The sequence below is a fragment of the Rhodococcus sp. 66b genome, assembly GCF_002076325.1.
GTDB lineage: Bacteria > Actinomycetota > Actinomycetes > Mycobacteriales > Mycobacteriaceae > Rhodococcus_F > Rhodococcus_F erythropolis.
The window spans coordinates 26,022-42,682 of sequence record NZ_MUZB01000018.1 but is presented as its reverse complement, the minus strand read 5'-3'; the positions used below and the strand labels follow the sequence as shown (position 1 = coordinate 42,682).

Genomic DNA, 16,661 nt, shown 5'->3' with positions numbered 1-16,661 from the left:
CACATGGCACAAGCACCCGAAAACACCGTAGTCACCGACAATCCAGCCCAGAGCCGGTACGAGATCCATGCAGACGGCGACCTCGCCGGCATCGAGGACTACACCACGTCCGGTGACGTCGTCTCGTTCAACCACACCGAGATCTACCCGGCCTTCGAAGGTTTCGGGCTGGCCGCGATTCTGGTCCGCCAGGCTCTGGACGACCTACGCGCCCGTGGCCTCAAGGTTCACCCGGTCTGCCCGTACGTCGTGAAGTTTCTCGACAAGCACCCCGAGTACCAGGACCTGATCAGCTGAGATCGCGGTCTTCGCGCGGCTTCGTCAGATTCACCGAGCCCACCTCTTCGGACCCTGCGTCCGTTGCGGTGGGCTCGCTGCTTTCGGGCTCGACAACCGGTTCCGGCTCGACGATGCGATCGGCCTTGCGCACAGCCCAGACCGTCACGAGCAGCACCAAACCGGTCAACGGCCAACCCATGCCGATACGCGCGACTGCGAGCCATCCGGTGTGGTCGGTGTCGTAGAGCTGTGACTGAACGAGATACCGTGCACCGAAGACCAGCGCCCACGCCGCCGTCGCGATGTCGTAGAGCCGGACGGCGGAGCTGTGCTTGCGCCAGAGATTGCCGTGCCCGTTGAGATAACCCCAGATGATTCCGACGAGGGGCCAGCGCACGAGGATGGAAATCAGGAAGACCGCACCGTAGGCGAGGCTCGTGTAGATACCGAAGAGGAAATATCCTTTGGCATCGCCGGTGCGATAGGCGATGAACGCGGAAACTCCGACTCCGAGAAACCCGGAAATTGCGGGTTGGAGGGAATCCTTGCGGAAGAGGCGCCAGGCCGCGATAGCGACAGCGACGCCCAATGCGGCCCAGATTGCCGCGGTGAGGTTCCAGATGCTGTTGACCGGGACAAAAATCAGAATCGGCAAAGACGAATAGATCAGACCACTCAGCCCGCCGAGTTGGTCGATTACCGATCGCTGTTGTGTTTCAGTCACCTGTCGAGGGTGCCACAGTCACCGAGTTGCACGGTAAATGCGGGAAACGCGCCTATTCGCCGCGCAGTTCGTAGTAAGGGTTGAAGATCGCCTTGCGACCGTCACGCTCGCCCACACGACCGCGGATCAGCAGGGTCTTACCGGTCTCGATTCCCGGGATCCGGCGACGCCCGATCCAGACGAGATTGATCACCTCGGTGCCGTCGAAGAACTCGGCCTCGATGCTGGCATTTCCCGACTTGGGACACGCGTCGACGCTGCGGAGTCGGCCCACCATCGTGACTTCTTCACCGCGACGACAATCGCAGGCCTTCTGACCTCCGGAAGCCTTGTTGGACTCGGCCATCTCCTGGGCGTCCAACTGGTCGACGTCCTCGGTCAGACGCTGGGTCAGTCGACGAAAATATCCTGCGGCGGCGGGTGCCATTGCGCGCTCCTGCGAACATGTGTGACGCAAGGGTTTCGCGTCACGTGAAGGGCTGTGTGATCGCCACTGTAGACCCATTACGAGCGTGTAACCACACCGGTCAGTCCGCGTCTCGGGGGCACCGGGCAAGATCAAAAGATGCAGAACTCAGAATCGGCGACCGTTGCCGTCGTTCTCCCAGGTACAGGCTCTGACGCCCACTTCGCAGACCGCGCATTCCGGGCGCCGCTAGCGGCTCTGGGTGTGCGCATCGTCGCAATTGAACCGGACCCTCGGCGTGTCGTGGACGGCTATCTGGACGCGATGGACAGAGCCGCGGACACGCACGGCCGAATCATCGTCGGAGGCGTCTCGATCGGGGCCGCCGTGGCGCTCCAGTGGGCCGCCGAGAACCCCGATAGAACCGTTAGTGTGTTGGCAGCGCTTCCGGCCTGGATCGGGTCGGCGGACGGCGCACCCGCTGCAGCGAGCGCGAGGTTCACCGCAGCACAACTGCGCTCCGAAGGATTGGAGGCGGTGATCGCAGCGATGCTCGCGTCGAGTCCGGCGTGGCTCGGAGCCGAACTCGAGCGCTCCTGGCGCTCTCAATGGCCCGATCTCCCGGCCGCGCTCGACGAGGCGGCGTCGTACCACTCGCTCAGCGAGAGCGCGTTACAGGCGGTGGGCATTCCGGTCGGCATCGCTTCGGCGGTGGACGATCCGGTTCATCCCGCGGCAGTGGCGCAGGCCTGGGCGAATGCACTCCCCCGCGGCGCAGTCGCCACGACGACGCTCGACATGATCGGGCGCGACCCCACGGTTCTCGGGTCCACCTGCATCAAAGCGCTCGCGGCGATCGAATCCGATACCACCGCGAGCGCCTGAAAGAAAACCTGCTACTGACCCAATTGCTGCATGGCAGAACCGGATTCGCCGCTACGCGGCGGCGGGGTCGGTCGCGCTGGAGGTGACGGCGGAGCGGGCGGAGCTGACTGCTGTTGCTGCTGGGCGGCGACTTGTTGCTGCTGCGCTGTTGCCAACTGCTGCTCGTGTGCGGCCGCCAGCTGCTCGGCGAGTACCTGCGGGAGCACGACGGGCAGCGGTGTCCGCACCGGATGCGGCTCTGATCCTCGGTTGACGACGGTGTCGCGCAGGATGTCGCGTGCGATTGCCACCAAAGGGGTGTTCGCGGCGGTGGATCCGCTCGGACCCGCTACCACGCAGCGCACCATCCACCGCGGACCGTCGACGCCGATGAACCGCAGGTCCATGTTGGCCGTCACGGCAGCCAGTTCCCGGCCCCAAGGGCCGTTCTCGACGCTCACCGCAGAATTGTCGTCGCGAAGCGACTGCGCGAGCTCGGCAACGACCTCACGCCACTGACCGGGTGATTTCGGGGCGGCGTATGCAGCAACCGTGATGCGGCCATGTTCGGTGACCAGGTGCACGGCCTGCGGCGAACCGTTGGGTGCCATCTCGACCTGCAACTGTCCGCCGGTCGGCATCGGCACCAGAACGGAACCGAGATCCAGGCGCTGACCGTCACGGCCTGCCGTCGGATCGTCGGAATCGATCTCCGTGATGTCGTAGGGGCCTTCCGATTCGTCACCGAACTCGTCGCCGGCGACGTCGAGATCGTCTTCGACCTCGTCGATCTCCACCGACTCGTCGTTCTCGTCACCGAAGAAGCTGGTGGGTTCCTCGTCGACGTCTGTCTTCTTCTTGCGTCCGAACATGATTCAGACTCCCTCTCCGACGACCGCGCCAGGCGCATCGGTATCGAGTATCGCGTGACCGCCGCTGGAACCGTAGCCTCCGGTTCCTCTGGTCGTGTCGTCCAGCGACTCGACTTCCTCGAAAACCGGAAGTTCGACTCGTTGAACCACGAGCTGAGCGATTCGGTCACCGCGGCGGATGTCGATGGCTGTGGCCGGATCGAGATTGATCAAGCAGACCTTGAGTTCGCCCCGGTATCCCGCGTCCACGGTTCCGGGCGCGTTCACGATCGACAGTCCCGATTTTGCGGCAAGTCCGGAACGCGGATGGATCAACCCGACGGTGCCCACCGGCAAAGCGATCGCGATCCCCGTTCCGACCAGTGTTCGGTGGCCGGGTTCGATGGTGACATCGCTGGTGGAGCACAGATCCACACCCGCATCTCCGGGATGCGCACGCTGTGGAACGGGCAGGTCTGGATCCAGTCGCTTCAAGGCGATGGAGAGATGGTCGCTCACGTGGGCCAAGACTACTCGTAGCGACGGACTATCCTTGACAGGTGCCCGAAACATCTCGACCTGACGTCGCCACCACAACGCCCCCGTCCACGACGCTGTTCTCCGAGCGCCTGTGGGTGCCGATCTGGTGGTGGATCGCCGGGCTGGCCGTAGCCGGACTCCTCGCGGCCGAGGTCCACATGGGCCGCCCGGGGCTTCTCTCGTACCTGGCGTACGTCGTGCTGCTCCCCATCCCGATCTGGGCGGCATTCTGGCTCAGCCGGATGCGCGTCGAGGTGGTGGAGACAGCAGGGGTGAAAGAACTGCACGTGGGTCGAGCCCACCTGCCGGTCGAACTGATTTCGCGGGCGGCAGCAGTGCCGGCTTCCGCAAAGAGTGCGGCGATGGGGCGCCAACTCGATCCGTCGGCGTTCGTCCAACATCGCCCATGGGTCAAGACAATGGTGTTGATCGTGCTCGACGACCCGGAGGATCCCACGCCGTACTGGCTGGTGAGCACACGTCGTCCCGCTGATCTGCTGGCTGCGCTGGATCGCTGACCAGCGCGGTCACAGCAAAGCAGTACTTCCCGACCCTTGGTCGACCCGCGAGCTGACGGGTCGACCACCGGGAAGGGAGATCAGGCAGCGCAGTCCATGCATACGAGCTGTCCGTTGGCATCACTGGCCAGGCGGCTGCGGTGATGAACCAGGAAGCAGCTCGAACACGTGAACTCGTCTGCCTGCTTCGGAACAACTCGTACCGAGAGTTCCTCGCCGGAAAGGTCGGCACCCGGCAGCTCGAAGGACTCCGCGGTGTCCGTCTCGTCGATGTCGACGACGGCTGACTGCGCTTCGTTGCGTCGCGCCTTCAGCTCCTCGAGAGAGTCCTCCGAAACCTCGTCGGACTCTGTACGCCTCGGTGCGTCGTAGTCAGTTGCCATCTCGTCTACCCCATCCTCTTCGTGTATCCCGGTCCCGTGTGCGCCGAGAATCCGGTAGATCCTTGATGCGCATGGAAACCGCCGTGGCATCCAGATCATTCCCTGTCGCTGCATAACGCTGCAGGACTGGAATTAGTGCCCGGAAGTTCCTTCCGAGAACGTGATCTGCGCCTCATTTGGTTGTCATTTCGGCGTCCGGCCGATGCCCAGTTGAACGACCTGGGCCGCCAGACAGTAGCCGACGTGAGCACGAAAGTAGTAACCGAATCGGAAATTTCCGAAAAATGACTGCGAATTGTCACCAAGGCAAGAGCAAGCTGTGACCTTTCGGCGACATTTTCAGAACGGATCCGGGTAGAAACTGCCCGCTAGTTGCCCAACTACCGTTGGGCGATCGCCAGCGGCCCGACGCGTCGAGCCGCGCTTCGGCTGTGTCGTCACACAAGCCCTCTAAGGTAGGCACCGAACGTCATGCCGGCGCCGCTCGGCCCGATGGCGAAGTAGAAGTTTCGTCAAGAAAGTCGAGGGATACCGTGGTTTCTCTGATCACCGAAGGCAGCTCTACCGATGACCAGGGACGTCCGTTCCGCCGTCGGCGCGCGTGGCCGGTGATCGCCGTGTTCGCGGTACTCGCATTGATCGGCAGTGTCTTGTGGGTCCGCATCCTGAGCGCCGAGGCAGAAGTCAGTGACACCGTCGCCTGCAACCTCCCGCAGCCTTCCTCCGATCCCTCGGCAGCGGCGCCACTACCGCTGGGAACCGTCGTCGACCGTTCGAAGCTGCTCGACGTGGATCCCGCTCCCCTGGCGGCCACCAAGGTTCGTGTGTTCAACGCCAACGGCGAACACGGTCAGGCCGCCCAGGTGGCAGCGCAACTGAGCGAGTTCGGCTTCTCCAGCGCGCCGGACGTCCAGGTCGGAAACGACCCCGTCTACGTCGACCAGAACATGGAGTGCCAGGGTCAGATCCGCTTCGGAGCGAACGGCCTCGCCGCCGCCAGTTCCGTCTGGCTGGTCGCCCCCTGCGCCGAACTGGTCCAGGACGGCCGCGGCGACGATACCGTCGACCTGGCTCTCGGCACCTACAACAAGGGCGCCCTGACCCCCAACACCGACGCCACCGCGATCCTGCATGCTCTGGCCGAGCAGCCCGCAAACGCCGAAGTCGCTCCGATGGACATCGCACTGCTCAAAGCAGCGCGCACGGCACGCTGCTGACAAACCCGGTTCGGCCTCAGCTCGGAATCGGCTGATCTGCGCCGATCGAACTGAGCATGTGCGCGAACTGCTCGGCGATCGCCGGAGCCACCGCATAGACGACATCTCCGTCGGCCGAAGTGGAATTGGGCGCCGGGACGTTGATCACGGCGCCCGCTTCGGAAGCGATCAGGGAGCCCGCGGCCCAGTCCCACGGACTCAGCCCGTGCTCGAAGTGAGCGTCGACCCGGCCGGTGGCAACCATGCACAGATCCAAAGCAGCCGAACCGATGCGTCGGATGTCGCGAACCCGCGGCAGGATCTGCCCGATCAAGGTGCCCTGCACCTTTCGGCGATCCGCTCCGTAGCCGAAACCGGTGGCCAACAGAGCCATTGACAGTTCGGTCACCTCATTGGCGTGCAGTTCGCTGACGACGCCGTCGGCCGTGGCCATGGTTGCGCCGCCGCCCCGGTGCGCGGAATACGTTGTTTCCAGCGACACGTCGACGACAGCCCCGGCCACTGAGATCCCGTCGATCTGTACGGCCACCGAAATGGCGAACGCGGGGATTCCGTAGAGAAAATTCACCGTGCCGTCGATGGGATCGACAACCCATCGAACTCCCGCGGAATCGTCGGTGTCTCCGCCACCTTCCTCACCCAAGATCGAATCTGCAGGGCGCAATTGCGCCAGAAGGTCGCGAATCACCTGTTCGGTTTCGGTATCGACCACCGTGACGGGATCGGTCGGCGTGCTCTTCGCAGCAACCGAACCACCCTCGGAGGCACCGGAACCCACCAGGCCGAATACCTCGGGCCGACGCACGCGGACGTGTTCGGCTGCGCGTTCGGCGACGGCTACGGCAACTGCCCGCAATTGTGCGGGGTCCAGAGAATCGGCGGAAAAGTCGGGCAACGTTCTTTCTGAAGGGCGCACCGGACCATCGCAACACATCTCTACCGAGGGGCACCACTCGAACGCCTGGAGTCGCACGCGCCCGAGTCCTTGTTCGGGTTAGTGTTTGCAACGGTAGATCGTGACCTCGAATTCGACACTCAGGAGCGCAGGACGATGACAACCACAGGTTTCGGGATCGACGTCGGCGGCAGCGGCGTCAAGGGCGGCACGATCGACCTGAGCACCGGGGAAATGATCGGTGACCGCATCAAGATCCTGACCCCGCAGCCGTCCACTCCCGATGCGATCGCGGGCACTGTGGCCGAGATCGTCGAGCAAGCAAAGTGGACCGGGCCGGTCGGCATCACGTTGCCCGCTGTCGTGACCGGCGGCGTCGCGCGCAGCGCCGCGAACATCGACAAGTCCTGGATCGACACCGACGCGGCCGCGCTCTTCGGCAAGGCCCTGGGCGGGCGCGAAGTCACCGTCCTCAACGACGCCGACGCCGCCGGAATTGCCGAGGACTCGTTCGGCGCGGGCAAGGACACCTCCGGCGTCGTGATCCTCTTGACCTTCGGCACCGGAATCGGATCTGCCGTGTTGCACAACGGAGTTCTGTTGCCCAACACCGAGTTCGGCCACCTCGAGGTCGACGGCAAGGAAGCCGAGCATCGAGCGGCGTCGTCGGTGAAGGAAAAAAAGGACTGGAGCTACAAGGAGTGGGCGGTCGAGGTCTCCCGAGTTCTGACCACCTTCGAGAACCTGCTGTGGCCTGATCTCTTCATCGCCGGAGGCGGAATCAGCCGCAAGCACGAGAAGTGGATTCCGCACCTGACCAACCGCACGAAGGTCGTCCCCGCCACCCTCCTCAACACCGCTGGAATCGCCGGAGCTGCGCTCGCGTCGGTCGGACTGACCAGGCCGGCCCCCGTCGCCGGATGAGAAAACCTGCACGTGAAAAGCGGAAAATCTACCTGTTACGGCCCGCCGTGACGTAAGAGTTTCCTGAGAGTCGTTACAATGGTGAAGTCCGGCTGCGCGCCGGCCAACAACCATTGACCTCTCCGCCGGATCACCACTCTGGCGTGACGCCGCACGACACCGTCACGAAAGGGCGTACGTGGCAGCCACCGATACACGTCAGACTGCTGATTCTCCATCAGAGTCAGAGCCACAATCTCCAGCCGTGGAGGCGGCCACCGTCACCGCTCCGGCAGCCAAGAAGGCTCCGGCGAAAAAGGCTCCCGCCAAGAAGGCAGCAGCAAAGAAGGCTCCGGCCAAGAAAGCTCCGGCCAAGAAGGCAGCAGCTAAGAAGGCCAGCCCCAAGAAGGCCGGCGATCCTGATGCCGAAGACGGCGATGTCGAGTTGGAAGACATCGACATCACGGACGGCGACCTTGCCGAGGTCGAGTCCGATGTCGTCGAGGTCGTAGCAGTCGGCGAAGACGAAGAGACCGCTGCAGAGCCGTCCGAGAAGGACAAGGCTTCCGGCGACTTCGTCTGGGACGAGGAAGAGTCCGAGGCTCTTCGCCAGGCACGCAAGGACGCCGAACTGACGGCGTCCGCCGACTCGGTTCGCGCTTACCTCAAGCAGATCGGCAAGGTCGCACTCCTCAACGCCGAAGAGGAAGTCGAACTGGCCAAGCGCATCGAGGCCGGCCTCTACGCCGTGCAGATCATGCAGGATCTTGCTGACAAGGGCGAGAAGTTGCCTGCAGCTCAGCGACGCGACATGAGCTGGATCTGCCGCGACGGCAACCGCGCCAAGAACCACCTCCTCGAGGCCAACCTTCGCCTGGTCGTCTCGCTGGCCAAGCGCTACACGGGCCGCGGCATGGCGTTCCTGGACCTCATCCAGGAAGGCAACCTCGGTCTGATCCGTGCAGTCGAGAAGTTCGACTACACCAAGGGTTACAAGTTCTCGACCTACGCCACGTGGTGGATCCGTCAGGCCATCACCCGCGCAATGGCCGACCAGGCTCGCACCATCCGCATCCCGGTGCACATGGTCGAGGTCATCAACAAGCTCGGCCGTATCCAGCGTGAGCTGCTCCAGGACCTGGGCCGTGAGCCCACGCCGGAAGAGCTTGCCAAGGAAATGGACATCACGCCGGAGAAGGTGCTGGAAATCCAGCAGTACGCGCGTGAGCCGATCTCTCTCGACCAGACCATCGGCGACGAGGGCGACAGCCAGCTCGGTGACTTCATCGAGGATTCCGAAGCTGTTGTCGCAGTCGACGCCGTCTCGTTCACCTTGCTGCAGGATCAGCTCCAGTCGGTACTCGAGACGCTGTCCGAGCGCGAAGCCGGCGTGGTTCGCCTCCGCTTCGGCCTCACCGACGGCCAGCCGAGGACTTTAGACGAAATCGGACAGGTCTACGGCGTCACGCGTGAGCGTATCCGTCAGATCGAATCGAAGACGATGTCGAAGCTGCGCCACCCGTCGCGTTCGCAGGTTCTGCGCGACTACCTCGACTAGTCACACCAGCTACGCGAAGAAGAGCCGCTCTCCGGATTTCCGGAGAGCGGCTCTTCTTCGTTTGCCGCCTCAGGCCAAGAGTGTGTCCCGGAGTTGTGCGATGTCCCCGTCGCTCAACTGCAGGCCGTCCCGGACGTAGTTGTCGAAGTTGCCGTACACCCGATCCACCGTGGCGAAAGACGTGTCCAGCCACGACTGTTCGACGCCGTCGATGAACGCACTCCCGGTGCGAGGTCCGGTGAGGTACTGGTTGCTGAGCATGTAGTCGGCGTTCACGTCGGCGCGGCTCACGCCGAGGAGGGTCAGAAGAACCGCAGTCATCCAGCCGGTACGGTCCTTGCCCGCCGAGCAGTGGTAGAGGACTGCACCCTCGGTGTTCGCGACGTTCACCAGAGCATCGTGGAATGCGCGGCTCGCCCCCGGATCGGTCGCCATCAACGCGTACATCGTGGGCATGTCCACCAGGGCCGGGAGGTTGGCGGGGTTGGTTCCGATGACGTCGAACCAGTTGGTTCGTGCCCCGTTCGGAATGCGGTCTTGCGAGAGCGTCCGTTCGACGACCGTGCGGAAGTCGTCCACCGATTCCACTCCGCGTTCGCTCAACGACGCGAGATCCGACGGCGTCAGCTTGTCGAGGGCATTCGAGCGAAACACCTTCCCCCACCGAACGATCCGCCCCTCCTCGGTGACGTAGCCGCCGATGTCACGCGCGTTCGACGCACCCTCGAGATGCAGCGATCGGTCTGCGGCAACCTGCGCAGCTGCAGGTCCGGCTTGTTCGAGCGCGGGTATTCCCCCGGCGAGCGCCGGCACCGGACCGCACGAGAGGATCACCGCGCACAGGACTGTCGCGGCGGGACGGGCGATTCTGTTCGACATCCGGACAGAATAGGGCCGCAATCAGGACTTCGTACGAACCTTGATGTACAACGAGGCAACCGGTTCGATAACTCTTGCCGCCACTGGACCGATGACCGCCATCAGGAGCACGTAAGCCGTTGCCAATGCCGCCAGTTCGGCGTCGACCGCACCCGCGGACACCGCCAGCCCGGCGATGATGATGGAGAACTCACCGCGGGCGATCAGGGCGGCACCGGCGCGCGCTTGACCCATTCGCGCGACACCCTGACGTCTGGCCGCCCAGGCGCCGGTGATCAGCTTCGTGATCGCGGTGACGACGGCCAGGATCGCAGCCCACCCGAGGACGGGCGGAATGGAACTGGGATCGGTGTTGAGACCGAAGACCACGAAGAACATTGCAGCGAACAGATCTCGAAGGGGCTCGAGCACGCGACTGGCATTGTGCGCCGTCGACCCCGAGATCGCGATCCCGAGGAGGAACGCGCCCACAGCCGCCGACACCTGCATCGCCGAACTGATGCCGGCAACCAACAGTGCGGCACCGAGCAGCTTGAGCAGGAGCGTCTCACTGTCGGGACTGTCGAGGAGCGCGGAGACGTACCGCCCGTATCGCAGGGCCACAACAAGAACCACGGTGATGACCAACAACGAGATCCCGACCGCTTCGAGCCCGCCCATGAAGCTGACGCCCGCAAGCATCGCGGTCAGAATCGGCAGATACAGCGCCATCGCCAGGTCTTCGAACACCAGAATCGACAGCACGACCGGTGTTTCGCGGTTACCGAGGCGCCCCAGGTCGCTGAGCACCTTGGCGATGATTCCCGAAGACGAGATGTAGGTGACGCCGGCCATGACCGTCGCCCCCACGACGCCCCAGCCGAGAATCAAGCCGACCACCGCGCCGGGAGTCGCGTTGAGGACGATGTCGACGATGCCCGCTACGCGTGAGCGTTTGAGACCGGTCACGAGCTCGGCCGCGGTGTATTCGAGCCCCAACAGCAACAAGAGCAGGACGATCCCGATCTCACTTGCCAGATGGGAGAACTCGCCGATGTCTCCGAGTTGGATGAAACCGCCCTGTCCGAAGCACAGGCCGCCGATCAGGTAGAACGGGATCGGCGACATCCCCACGCGAGCAGCGAGCCGTCCGAGCAGTCCGAGCGCGAAGAAGACCGCGCCGAGTTCGATCAGTGCGAGGGTGGTTGTGTCCACGCGCCAGTCAGCCGTTGGCCAAGATTTTTGCCGCTGCGGCCAAACCGTCCGGCGTTCCGACTGCTACGAGAAGATCTCCCCCGGTGAAGGTGAAGTCGGGGTTCGGGGACGGGCTGACCTGTCCGGCACGCATGACGGCGACGATGGAGACTCCGGTACGCGTGCGCATGCCGGTGTCCCCGAGGGTCTGCCCGTCGTAGCGCGAACCGTCCTTGATGTAGAGCTGTTTGGTTCGAATGCCCGGAAGGTCACGGTGCTCTTCTTCGAGCTGCGCAACGAGCTGTGGGGCACCCAGGAGATTGCTGAGCGCTGCCGCTTCCTCGGTGGTCAGAGGCAGCGAGGCAGCACACGCGTCAGGGTCGTCTGCCTTGGACACGATGAGGTCGGTATGACCGTCCCGATGGGTGACGACACCCACGCGACGACCGGAAGACAGAACAAAATCCTTGCGCGTCCCGATCCCCGGTAGTGGGGTGACTTCTACGTTCATATACCAACGGTAGCGCCGATCGGCGACCTGCATCGCGTGAGGGCCACAATCCGCCGGGAGCACTTCGCGGCGAGCGAACCGGCGACCTACCGAACCGGCGAAAACACGCCGTTCTCGTCCGGAAGATACTCGACGACAGCGGTGACGGCTGCGACCGGAATCGGGGCGTACAGATGCGGGAATCGCATCGATTCCGGGTCAGAAGGGACGCCCGGTTCGTACTTGACCTGACCACCGAGCAGGGCCGGATCGATGGCGAGAAGGACTATGTCATCGCGGCCGGCGAAGATCCGATTCGCCGGGAGATGAACTTGCGTCGGAGTCGACATGTGAACAAATCCCTCCGCCTCGAATCCGTCGGGGATACGTTCGCCGTGCTGTTGTGCCCGCGCCCATTCCTCGCGCGTGCACATGTGGAGCAACTCGACGCTCTCGTCGACAAGTGGTTCGCGTCCCGGGTTCATCCGCCCAGAATATCGGGCTGAGGTCGGCGATTCGAATCAGCTGTCAGCGAACAATCTTCACCCGAGAATGCCTGTCCAGCGCATTTCCAGTGAGACACAACACTAAGAAACGCCTTCGGGAACAACCCGTAAACCCCAAACGTCTGTAAGAGTGGATCTACCGCGCCATTCCGACGCGGCGGACCAGGCCCCAGGCACGCGGCCCGAATGCCGCAAAGCCAGTACGGAGGAGTCATGCCCGGAACACTGACCAGCCCACAGTTGACCGCTGCCGACCGGTGCGACCGGTGCGGTGCCGGAGCACGCGTACGCGCCGTGCTTCCCACCGGCGGCGAGCTTCTCTTCTGCGGACACCACGCAACCGAACACGCGGATCGACTTCGCGAGATGAATGCCGTCGTCTCCGAAAGCGAACCCGCAATCTGACCTGTCAGCCGGGGGTGGCCTCTTCACGAGGCGCGCCATGAACGCCAGAACGGGCGATCACATTCACTGTGATCGCCCGTTCTGCCGTTCCGGGGCCGCAAGCACGCGAAGCGTGCGGGACCGGTATCGGCTGCTACCAGCTGCGTAGGATCGCGATGCGCTCGGTCAGCTGATCGACAGTCGCGATGGCCGTCGGCGGGCCTCCGCACACTCGGCGAAGTTCCGCGTGAATGATGCCGTGTGGTTTGCCGGTTCGGTGAACGTTCATCGCCACCAACCCGTTCAGCTCCTTGCGGAGCGCTCCGAGCTGATCTGCCGTGGCCGCTCGATCGGATACCACTGCCGCCGTGGGTTGCGGTGCGGCGGCCTTGGCCGAGTTGGCCTCGACCTGTGTCTGCTGGCGTTGACGCAGCAATGCCCGCATCTGATCGGCGTCGAGTAGGCCTGGCAGACCGAGGTAGTCGGCTTCCTCGTCACTTCCGGCGAATGTCGCGGTACCGAAGGACGATCCGTCGTAGATCACCTGGTCGAGTTCGGCATCGGCGCCCAGGGACGTGAACGCCTTCTCCTCCTCGCCCAGCTCGTCCTTCTGCTTGTTCGCATCGGCGAGCAGGTCGTCTTCGAGGCCGTCCTTCTCACGATGCGGCTTGCCGAGTACGTGGTCACGCTGAGCCTCGAGCTGTGCAGCAAGGTCGAGAAGCACCGGCACCGACGGCAGGAAGACGCTGGCAGTTTCGCCCTTACGACGCGAACGCACGAAGCGCCCGATCGCCTGAGCGAAGTACAGCGGGGTCGACGCGCTGGTCGCGTACACACCGACCGCCAGACGGGGAACGTCGACGCCCTCGGACACCATGCGCACCGCGACCATCCATTTCTGGTCGCTCGCACCGAATTCGGCGATTCGCTTGGACGCGGTGGGGTCGTCGGACAGCACGACGGCCGGCTGTTCGCCGGTGATCGCTGTCAACGCCTTCGCGTACTCGCGGGCCACCGTCTGGTCCGTCGCGATGACAAGTCCGCCGGCATCGGGCATACCCGTACTGCGCAGCTGCGCCAAACGGGTGTCTGCTGCTTGCAGCACGGCAGGAATCCAGTCGCCGGCAGGGTCCAAGGCCGTACGCCATGCCCGAGTCGTCTGCTCGGCGCTCAGCGGCTCGCCGAGCCGAGCGGTGAATTCCTCGCCGGCGTTGTTTCGCCACCGCGCCTCGCCCGAGTAGGCGAGAAACACGACGGGGCGAACCACGCCGTCCTTGAGGGCATCCGAGTATCCGTAGGAGTGATCGGCTTTCGAGCGGAGCAGACCTTCCTTGTCCGGCTCGTACTCGACAAAAGGAATGGCACTGTCGTCACTGCGGAACGGAGTTCCGGTCAGTGCGAGACGCCTGGTCGCGTCGCCGAACGCCTCACGAATGGCGTCGCCCCAGCTCTTGGCGTCGCCGCCGTGGTGGATCTCGTCGAGGATGACCAGCGTCTTGCGGCCCTCGGTGCGCACACGGTGCTTCGACGGGTGCGAGGCAACCTGGGCGTAGGTCAGCACGACGCCGTGATAGTCACTCGAGGTCTGGCCGGTCGAGTTGGAGAACCGCGAGTCCAATGCCAGGCCGGATCGCTGAGCGGACTCCGCCCACTGGTGCTTGAGGTGCTCGGTCGGCGCCACGACGGTTATCTGGTCGACCGTCCGGTCACGGAGCAATTCCGAAGCTACCCGCAGAGCGAAGGTGGTCTTACCTGCTCCCGGCGTTGCGACCGCCAGAAAGTCACGCGGACTGCTGGAAAGGTACTTGGTCAGTGCACGGCGCTGCCATGCACGAAGGGAACCGGTAGGGGCGCCAGGTTGGGTTCCCGCGGATTGAGCTCCGGCGGGTTCGGGCGAATTGCCGAACTCGGCTGCCACGGTCTCAGACGTCATAGGCCGCGCCTCCACTGGAATCGCACTGTTGTCTCGCGCTCCTCGAATTTTCATCAATGTCCGGCGACGAGCCTAGCCGCCGCCACCGACGAAAGCCGCACTCGAAGCGCGTACTCATGGCCGTTCTCACTCCGGCCGGCGAGGTTTCGCTGTTCTCGCATCCTGCCGACCTGCACGCGAATTGTCTCAGAAATGTGCGACACGTCGGCGCCATGGTTGGGCAACCGGGTGTGTCGTCAGGGATGCTGGAGACATCATGAGTGAAGCGCGAGGCGAGAAGTCGAGCGGAAGTGATCTGCACCACCGCAGATGGCATCCGCTACGCCGCACCGGGCAGTTGATCGGTCGAACCCTGAGCAAGGCCTGGGACGATTCCATCTTCGGAAAGGCGGCTACGGCCGCGTTCTGGCAAACGCTGTCACTGGCTCCCCTGCTGCTGGGCCTTCTCGGAATGATCGGCTACATCGGTGGGTGGTTCGGACCCAACACCGTCGAGATCATCGAATCCAAGATCGTCACGTTCAGCGGAACGATCTTCAGCGAAAGCGTCGTCGACCAGATCATCCGCCCGACGGTGACGGACGTCCTTCAGCGCGGACGACCGGAGATCATCTCGGTGGGCTTCCTGCTCTCCCTGTGGGCGGGATCATCGGCGATCAGTACCTTCGTCGACTCGATCGTGGAAGCACACGGTCAGCAGGATGCGCGCAATCCCATCTGGCAGCGCATCTTCGCCCTGTTGCTCTACGTGATGTTCCTGGTGATGGCTGTGTTCATCCTGCCGCTGGTAGCTCTCGGGCCGACGCTCGTCGGGCGAGCACTGCCGGCCTCCTGGTACGTGGTCGGCTCGAATCTGGTCGACACGTTCTACTACCCCGCTGTCGGTCTGCTGGTGATCATCGGCCTCACGACGCTCTACAAAGTCGCTCTACCGAAGTCGCTGCCGTGGCATCGGCTGCTCGCGGGCGCGCTGGTCGCCGGTGTGTTCTTCATGGCCGCCAGTACCGGATTGCGCTGGTACCTGGGATTTGTCACCAGCACCGGCTACACGTACGGCGCACTGGCAACGCCGATCGCCTTTCTGCTCTTCACGTTCTTCCTCGGTTTCGCCGTCGTCCTCGGCGCCGAGTTCAACGCGACGGTTCAGGAGTTCTGGCCGGCTCGTGCCACTCGGATGGAGCAGATGCGAGAGTGGCTTGCGGCTCAGAACACCGACGACGAGACCGGTCCGGTCACCAACCTGACCTGGCACCTGGCCACCAGCCCGATCCGCATCTCGGGCGACAAAGCGGATCCGGCCACGGTCCCCTCGTACGGGCGGCCCCGCAGCAGACAAACAGAGTCGCGCCAGAACTCGTGCGCCGACCAAGATCCCTGCGATGAACCGCAGGCAGACGCGAAGAGCCCGGCGGCCGACTGCGTCGAGGCTGTCGATCCGCCGAGCTCCGGAAGTACTCCCGCTCGCGTGACCCGAGGTCAGTCGCCCTTACGGAGTCCTTCGTAAATCTTCTTGCAGTCCGGGCACACCGGTGATCCCGGCTTGGCGGACTTCGTCACGGGAAACACCTCGCCGCACAGCGCGACGACATGGGTTCCCATGACGGCGCTCTCGGCGATCTTGTTCTTCTTCACGTAGTGGAAGAACTTCGGGGTGTCGTCGTCGGTCGTTTCGTCGGTGGAGACGTCGGGACGTTCCTTGGTTTGAGTGCTCACCCCTCCAATAATGCCGTCTCCGTCACAGCGGTGCGACCCACGGGTCGTGTGCAATTGTCGGCCGAGAGTGGAACAGTGGAGTCATGGCACGAAATGGCGCGTTCGGCAGGTCCGACGAGGCCGGGACTCCCGAAAATCCCGTACTGATCACCGAAGCGCAGAAGTCCGTCGAAGAACAGCACAAAGCCCGAGTGCGCAAGTACATGATCATCATGTCCTTCCGGTTCCCGGCGTTGATCCTCGCGGCGATCGCGTACGGCATCTGGGCCAACGCCTGGATCTCGATGCTCATCATCGGTGCATCCATTCCGCTTCCCTGGATCGCCGTCCTGATCGCCAACGACCGACCACCGCGCACCAAGGACGAACCGAGCCGATACGACGGACGAAAGAAGACCGCAGGCGAGATCGAATCCGCGACGCACCACACCATCGAAGGCTGACA

General features: G+C 63.8%; 21 protein-coding genes. 9 read left to right on the top strand and 12 right to left on the bottom strand.

Translation table 11 applies throughout. From position 1 onward, the window contains the following. The first annotated feature begins 3 nt into the window (after positions 1-3). Complete coding sequence (locus B0E55_RS26920) at positions 4-297, top strand: GNAT family N-acetyltransferase (RefSeq protein WP_019748253.1); 294 nt, start codon at positions 4-6, stop codon at positions 295-297. Here the strand turns inward: B0E55_RS26920 and B0E55_RS26915 are convergent. Together B0E55_RS26915 and B0E55_RS26910 are read right to left on the bottom strand one after the other, a co-directional pair. After that, positions 290-1,003 carry a DUF3159 domain-containing protein gene (locus B0E55_RS26915; protein WP_019748252.1) on the bottom strand — a complete coding sequence of 238 codons (714 nt, stop codon included), beginning with the start codon at positions 1,001-1,003 and terminating at the stop codon, positions 290-292. The two genes, B0E55_RS26920 and B0E55_RS26915, sit on opposite strands and share 8 nt — an antisense overlap. Positions 1,004-1,055: 52 nt before the next feature. Continuing rightward, complete coding sequence (locus tag B0E55_RS26910) at positions 1,056-1,430, bottom strand: OB-fold nucleic acid binding domain-containing protein (RefSeq protein WP_003942613.1); 375 nt, start codon at positions 1,428-1,430, stop codon at positions 1,056-1,058. Between the two features lie 138 nt (positions 1,431-1,568). Between B0E55_RS26910 and B0E55_RS26905 the strand changes: the two genes are divergently transcribed. Next, complete coding sequence (locus B0E55_RS26905) at positions 1,569-2,294, top strand: alpha/beta fold hydrolase (RefSeq protein ID WP_046378492.1); 726 nt, start codon at positions 1,569-1,571, stop codon at positions 2,292-2,294. Positions 2,295-2,305: 11 nt separating this feature from the next. Here the strand turns inward: B0E55_RS26905 and B0E55_RS26900 are convergent, their stop codons facing one another. Together B0E55_RS26900 and dut are read right to left on the bottom strand one after the other, a co-directional pair. Then, entirely contained in the window at positions 2,306-3,145 is an 840-nt protein-coding gene (locus tag B0E55_RS26900; protein ID WP_080910837.1) for a DUF3710 domain-containing protein, read from the bottom strand. A gap of 3 nt (positions 3,146-3,148) precedes the next feature. Beyond that, positions 3,149-3,643: a dUTP diphosphatase gene (gene dut / locus B0E55_RS26895; protein WP_003942635.1), complete on the bottom strand. Its 495-nt coding sequence runs from the start codon at positions 3,641-3,643 to the stop codon at positions 3,149-3,151. A 41-nt stretch (positions 3,644-3,684) separates the two neighbouring features. On the opposite strand from dut, the gene B0E55_RS26890 reads away from it, so the two are divergent. Next, entirely contained in the window at positions 3,685-4,182 is a 498-nt protein-coding gene (locus B0E55_RS26890; RefSeq protein WP_019748248.1) for a DUF3093 domain-containing protein, read from the top strand. Between the two features lie 80 nt (positions 4,183-4,262). On the opposite strand, the gene B0E55_RS26885 is transcribed toward B0E55_RS26890, so the two are convergent. Further along, complete coding sequence (locus tag B0E55_RS26885; RefSeq protein WP_003942593.1) at positions 4,263-4,565, bottom strand: DUF4193 domain-containing protein; 303 nt, start codon at positions 4,563-4,565, stop codon at positions 4,263-4,265. 533 nt (positions 4,566-5,098) lie between these two features. Between B0E55_RS26885 and cei the strand changes: the two genes are divergently transcribed. Further along, positions 5,099-5,782: an envelope integrity protein Cei gene (gene cei, locus B0E55_RS26880; RefSeq protein WP_003942618.1), complete on the top strand. Its 684-nt coding sequence runs from the start codon at positions 5,099-5,101 to the stop codon at positions 5,780-5,782. 16 nt (positions 5,783-5,798) lie between these two features. Here cei and B0E55_RS26875 read toward each other — a convergent pair whose 3' ends face one another. Next, positions 5,799-6,677 (bottom strand): inositol monophosphatase family protein, encoded by an 879-nt coding sequence (locus tag B0E55_RS26875; protein ID WP_080910863.1) that lies wholly within the window; start codon positions 6,675-6,677, stop codon positions 5,799-5,801. A gap of 156 nt (positions 6,678-6,833) precedes the next feature. Here B0E55_RS26875 and ppgK point away from each other — a divergent pair, with 156 nt between their 5' ends. Further along, positions 6,834-7,601, top strand: a complete 768-nt coding sequence (gene ppgK, locus B0E55_RS26870; protein ID WP_007732834.1) for a polyphosphate--glucose phosphotransferase — start codon at positions 6,834-6,836, stop codon at positions 7,599-7,601. 112 nt (positions 7,602-7,713) lie between these two features. Further along, the gene (locus tag B0E55_RS26865) at positions 7,714-9,138 is read left to right on the top strand and encodes an RNA polymerase sigma factor (protein WP_370333980.1); all 1,425 of its coding nucleotides are present in this window, start codon (positions 7,714-7,716) and stop codon (positions 9,136-9,138) included. A 69-nt stretch (positions 9,139-9,207) separates the two neighbouring features. Here the strand turns inward: B0E55_RS26865 and B0E55_RS26860 are convergent, their stop codons facing one another. From B0E55_RS26860 to B0E55_RS26845, 4 genes are all read right to left on the bottom strand, one after another. Further along, entirely contained in the window at positions 9,208-10,017 is an 810-nt protein-coding gene (locus B0E55_RS26860) for a tyrosine-protein phosphatase (protein ID WP_080910836.1), read from the bottom strand. Between the two features lie 21 nt (positions 10,018-10,038). Then, entirely contained in the window at positions 10,039-11,211 is a 1,173-nt protein-coding gene (locus tag B0E55_RS26855; RefSeq protein WP_003943778.1) for a cation:proton antiporter, read from the bottom strand. Positions 11,212-11,218: 7 nt separating this feature from the next. After that, entirely contained in the window at positions 11,219-11,701 is a 483-nt protein-coding gene (locus B0E55_RS26850) for a cation:proton antiporter regulatory subunit (protein WP_021344116.1), read from the bottom strand. An 86-nt stretch (positions 11,702-11,787) separates the two neighbouring features. After that, a complete protein-coding gene (locus B0E55_RS26845; RefSeq protein ID WP_080910835.1) occupies positions 11,788-12,165 on the bottom strand; it encodes a DUF952 domain-containing protein in 378 nt (125 codons plus the stop codon). 234 nt (positions 12,166-12,399) lie between these two features. On the opposite strand from B0E55_RS26845, the gene B0E55_RS26840 reads away from it, so the two are divergent. After that, the gene (locus B0E55_RS26840) at positions 12,400-12,591 is read left to right on the top strand and encodes a DUF7455 domain-containing protein (protein ID WP_003942643.1); all 192 of its coding nucleotides are present in this window, start codon (positions 12,400-12,402) and stop codon (positions 12,589-12,591) included. A gap of 133 nt (positions 12,592-12,724) precedes the next feature. Here the strand turns inward: B0E55_RS26840 and B0E55_RS26835 are convergent, their stop codons facing one another. Next, positions 12,725-14,503 carry a DEAD/DEAH box helicase gene (locus B0E55_RS26835; RefSeq protein WP_020907558.1) on the bottom strand — a complete coding sequence of 593 codons (1,779 nt, stop codon included), beginning with the start codon at positions 14,501-14,503 and terminating at the stop codon, positions 12,725-12,727. 256 nt (positions 14,504-14,759) lie between these two features. On the opposite strand from B0E55_RS26835, the gene B0E55_RS26830 reads away from it, so the two are divergent. Further along, entirely contained in the window at positions 14,760-16,007 is a 1,248-nt protein-coding gene (locus B0E55_RS26830) for a YihY/virulence factor BrkB family protein (RefSeq protein WP_020907556.1), read from the top strand. Here B0E55_RS26830 and B0E55_RS26825 read toward each other — a convergent pair. After that, positions 15,980-16,216 carry a DUF3039 domain-containing protein gene (locus B0E55_RS26825; RefSeq protein ID WP_003942602.1) on the bottom strand — a complete coding sequence of 79 codons (237 nt, stop codon included), beginning with the start codon at positions 16,214-16,216 and terminating at the stop codon, positions 15,980-15,982. The genes B0E55_RS26830 and B0E55_RS26825 overlap by 28 nt on opposite strands. Positions 16,217-16,299: 83 nt before the next feature. On the opposite strand from B0E55_RS26825, the gene B0E55_RS26820 reads away from it, so the two are divergent. Continuing rightward, on the top strand, positions 16,300-16,659 hold the full coding sequence (locus tag B0E55_RS26820) for a DUF3099 domain-containing protein (protein ID WP_080910834.1): 360 nt from the start codon (positions 16,300-16,302) through the stop codon (positions 16,657-16,659). Positions 16,660-16,661: the final 2 nt, after the last annotated feature.

What these genes read in the sequence shown, in the direction of transcription:
- B0E55_RS26830 (WP_020907556.1), top strand. Translation starts at nt 14,760, where the DNA reads ATGAGTGAAGCGCGAGGCGAGAAGTCGAGCGGAAGTGATCTGCACCAC.
- B0E55_RS26860 (WP_080910836.1), bottom strand. Translation starts at nt 10,017, where the DNA reads ATGTCGAACAGAATCGCCCGTCCCGCCGCGACAGTCCTGTGCGCGGTG.
- ppgK (WP_007732834.1), top strand. Translation starts at nt 6,834, where the DNA reads ATGACAACCACAGGTTTCGGGATCGACGTCGGCGGCAGCGGCGTCAAG.
- B0E55_RS26905 (WP_046378492.1), top strand. Translation starts at nt 1,569, where the DNA reads ATGCAGAACTCAGAATCGGCGACCGTTGCCGTCGTTCTCCCAGGTACA.
- B0E55_RS26820 (WP_080910834.1), top strand. Translation starts at nt 16,300, where the DNA reads ATGGCACGAAATGGCGCGTTCGGCAGGTCCGACGAGGCCGGGACTCCC.
- B0E55_RS26885 (WP_003942593.1), bottom strand. Translation starts at nt 4,565, where the DNA reads ATGGCAACTGACTACGACGCACCGAGGCGTACAGAGTCCGACGAGGTT.
- B0E55_RS26850 (WP_021344116.1), bottom strand. Translation starts at nt 11,701, where the DNA reads ATGAACGTAGAAGTCACCCCACTACCGGGGATCGGGACGCGCAAGGAT.
- B0E55_RS26845 (WP_080910835.1), bottom strand. Translation starts at nt 12,165, where the DNA reads ATGAACCCGGGACGCGAACCACTTGTCGACGAGAGCGTCGAGTTGCTC.
- B0E55_RS26835 (WP_020907558.1), bottom strand. Translation starts at nt 14,503, where the DNA reads ATGACGTCTGAGACCGTGGCAGCCGAGTTCGGCAATTCGCCCGAACCC.
- B0E55_RS26900 (WP_080910837.1), bottom strand. Translation starts at nt 3,145, where the DNA reads ATGTTCGGACGCAAGAAGAAGACAGACGTCGACGAGGAACCCACCAGC.
- B0E55_RS26920 (WP_019748253.1), top strand. Translation starts at nt 4, where the DNA reads ATGGCACAAGCACCCGAAAACACCGTAGTCACCGACAATCCAGCCCAG.
- B0E55_RS26910 (WP_003942613.1), bottom strand. Translation starts at nt 1,430, where the DNA reads ATGGCACCCGCCGCCGCAGGATATTTTCGTCGACTGACCCAGCGTCTG.
- B0E55_RS26840 (WP_003942643.1), top strand. Translation starts at nt 12,400, where the DNA reads ATGCCCGGAACACTGACCAGCCCACAGTTGACCGCTGCCGACCGGTGC.